This is a genomic window from Kocuria sp. PD6 (assembly GCF_031844145.1).
Classification (GTDB): Bacteria; Actinomycetota; Actinomycetes; order Actinomycetales; family Micrococcaceae; genus Kocuria; species Kocuria marina.
The window spans coordinates 1-3,549 of record NZ_JAUZUS010000029.1 but is presented as its reverse complement, the minus strand read 5'-3'; the positions used below and the strand labels follow the sequence as shown (position 1 = coordinate 3,549).

1 protein-coding gene and 1 pseudogene are annotated in these 3,549 nt (G+C 58.3%); both read left to right on the top strand.

The genetic code is table 11. The features are described 5' to 3' along the window. Positions 1–2,399, top strand: a 2,399-nt coding sequence (locus Q9R22_RS13205) for a type I restriction-modification system subunit M (RefSeq protein ID WP_311254298.1), incomplete at its 5' end; no start/stop codon positions are given. After that, positions 2,396–3,549, top strand: a pseudogene (locus Q9R22_RS13200) (restriction endonuclease subunit S); the annotation flags it as partial. The gene Q9R22_RS13205 and the pseudogene Q9R22_RS13200, both read left to right, overlap by 4 nt.

Sequence of the window (3,549 nt, the reverse complement as noted above, 5' to 3'; positions counted from 1 at the left end):
GGAAATCCTGTGATGAGCTTCGTGGCGGTATGGACGCCAGTCAGTACAAGGATTACATCCTGACGCTACTGTTCGTTAAATACGTCTCCGACAAGGCCAAGGTAGACAGGAACAGTCTCATCGAGGTGCCCGCTGGCGGCTCGTTCGACGACATGCTCGCGGCCAAGAGTGACCCTGAGATCGGCGACAAGTTCAACAAGATCATCGGCAAGCTCGCCGAGGCGAACAATCTGCGCAACGTCATCGACCAGGCCGACTTCAACGCTCCCGAAAAGCTCGGCAACGGGAAGGAGATGGTCGACCGGCTGTCCAAGCTGGTGGCGATCTTCGCCGACCTCGACTTCCGTGGCTCACGCGCCGAGGGCGACGACCTACTCGGTGACGCCTACGAGTACCTGATGCGCCACTTCGCCACTGAGGCGGGCAAGAGCAAGGGCCAGTTCTACACGCCCGCCGAGGTGTCGCGTATCCTCGCCAAGGTCGTCGGCATCGGCAAGGAAACGCGGCAGGACGAGACGGTCTACGACCCGGCCTGCGGCTCTGGGTCGTTGCTCCTGAAGGCGGCAGCTGAGGCGCCGCGTGGCATGACTATCTATGGCCAGGAGAAGGACAACGCCACGTGGGCACTGTCCAAGATGAACATGATCCTGCACGGCAATGAGATCGCTGACATCCAGAAGGGTGACACGCTCACCAGTCCGCAGTTCACGCATGGCAACCAACTCGACACTTTCGACTACATCGTCATGAACCCGCCGTTCTCGGTGAAGTCCTGGCGCAACGGGCTCGACCTTGAGTACGGACGCTTTGAGTACGGCACTCCCCCAGAGAAGAACGGTGACTACGCCTTCCTCCTGCATGCCCTGACATCGCTGAAGTCGCGGGGCAAGGCGGCGATCATCCTGCCGCACGGCGTCTTGTTCCGCGGTAACGCCGAGGCCACCATCCGCACCAAGCTGCTCGAACAGGGCTTCATCAAAGGCATTATCGGACTGCCAGCCAACCTCTTCTACGGCACCGGTATCCCCGCCTGCATCGTCGTGCTCGACAAGGAGAACGCCCAGGCACGAACCGGGGTTTTCATGATCGACGCGTCCAAGGGCTTCCTCAAGGACGGCAACAAGAACCGCCTGCGCGACCAGGACATCCACAAGGTCGTCGACGCCTTCAACCGCCAGGTCGAGATCGACCGCTTCTCACGCATGGTGCCGATAACCGAGATCGCCGATCCCAAGAACGACTACAACCTCAACATTCCACGCTACATCGACTCATCCGAACCCGAAGACCTGCAGGACCTCAACGCCCACATCCACGGCGGTATCCCGAACCACGACCTTGAGCTGCTCAGCGCCTACTGGGACGCCTTCCCATCGCTGCGCGACCAGCTGTTTGTTGCCAACCGTCCCGGCTACTCCGACCTCAAGCTCGATGCCGCCCAATTGCAGCAGACCATCCTCGACTCGGCGGAGTTCAAGAACTTCAAAGACAAAGCACGCGGCCACGTCGTGGAGTGGTTCGAGGCACACCGCGACGCGCTCGAAACCATCGACGCCGTCACGGTGCCCAACGACTTGATCACCACCCTCGGCGATGACCTACTCAAACGGTTCAAACCGGTGGCACTGCTCGATGAGTACACCGTCTACCAGCAACTCATGGGCTACTGGCACGGCACGATGCACGACGACGTCTCGCTGATCACGAGCGACGGGTGGCTTGACGCTGCCAAGCCGCGGCTGGCGATCACCGACAAGGAGCGAAAGCTCGCCGAGGAGGCTGACCTGACCATCGGCAGCGGCAAGAGCGCCAAGAAGTACAAGATGGATCTCGTGCCACCAGCACTGATCGTGGCATGCTACTTCGCCGACGAGCAGGCGAAGGTTGACACACTCAACGCCGACCACGAATCGGCATCGACCGCTGCAACCGAGCATGCCGAGGAACATGGCGTCGACGAAGCATTGCTGGCTGAAGCCACCAACGACAAGGGCGTGTACACCAAGCAGTTGCTCACTGCTGTCGTGAAGGACGCGAAGGCGTCTAACGATGCCGAGACGTTGGCCTGCGCCAACGCGGCGCTGAAGCTCGTCAACGCCGAAGCTGCGGCTAAGAAGGCAGCCAAGGACGCTCAGGTGGGACTCGACATCGCCACGCTGAAGAAGTACGCCGACCTGACTGCGACCGATGTCAAGATGATCATGCTCGATGACAAGTGGAAGAAGACCATCGTCCAGCGCGTCGCGAGTGAGGCCGATGCACTCACACTCGATCTGGTTGCTCGCGTTCAGCAGCTCGGTGAGCGATACGCGGAGACCGTCGCCGACCTTAAGGATGAATTGCAGTCGTTCGAAGCAAAGGTTATGGGTCACCTTTCATCGATGGGATTTGCGGAATGACCGAAGCTACGCTCGCCTCTTTGGGGCGGTTCATCAGAGGGGTTGGGTACAACCCGGACGAGGACCTTCGTGCCCGGCCAGGGAGTGACACGGTGGAGCTCCTACGGGCTAACAACGTTCATGATGGTCGTCTTGTTCTCGACGAGGTGCAGCATGTGCACCGCCGAAGAGTGCGCAGCGATCAATATCTGACAGACGGCGACGTCCTAATCTGTGCCGCGAACGGCAGCAAGCGACTCGTTGGCAAGGCTGCGCAGGTTTGGCTACCGGACTCACGTGAGCTGACTCTTGGCGCCTTTATGATGAGTTTTAGGCCCAACCCCGCCAAAGTTTTCCCCGCCTATTCTGCTCAGCAGTTCCATTCCAAAAAATATCGAGATTGGGTCGAGCTCCTGCTCTCCGGATCGAGCATTAATAATCTCCGGCCGTCTGCCGTTGGCGAGTTAAGAGTCTGGCTGCCAAATTTCGAGGAGCAGCAGAGGATAGCGCAAGCCCTCATGGACGCCGATGAACTGATTGTCGCTCTCGAGCGACTCATTGCCAAGAAGCAGGCGATCAAGCAGGGCATGATGCAGCAACTTCTGACCGGACGCACCCGCCTTCCTGGATTCACTGCTGAATGGCAGTCGGTCGCGCTTGGCGAACTGGGAGTGTTCCTCAAAGGGCGAGGTGTTAAACGCGATGACGTTAGATCATCTGGCGTGTCATGTATTCGGTATGGTGAGCTATATACAGGTTTTATCAATTATACATATTCAGCAAACTCTTTCGTGACCGACGAGGTGGCGGCGACAGCGCTACCGATATTCAAGGGAGATCTGCTTTTTGCAGGTTCCGGTGAGACTCGCGACGAGATCGGGCTTTGCGTGGCTTACGTAGGTGAGAATGCTGCTGTTGCTGGGGGGGATATTATTGTGCTTCGAGGGACCGGCTTCAATCCGATATTTTTGGCTACACTGACTAATTTGCCGACCGTAGCTAACCAAAAGGCGCGCGCAGGTCAAGGTGATGCGGTCGTCCATATTAGTAGTCGAGCACTTAGCGAGATCATGGTCTCGATCCCTGAAAAGCCGGAGCAGAATGCAATTGCGAAGGTACTAGTTGATGCGGACCAGGAACTCGTAAGACTACGTGCACGACTTACAAAAGC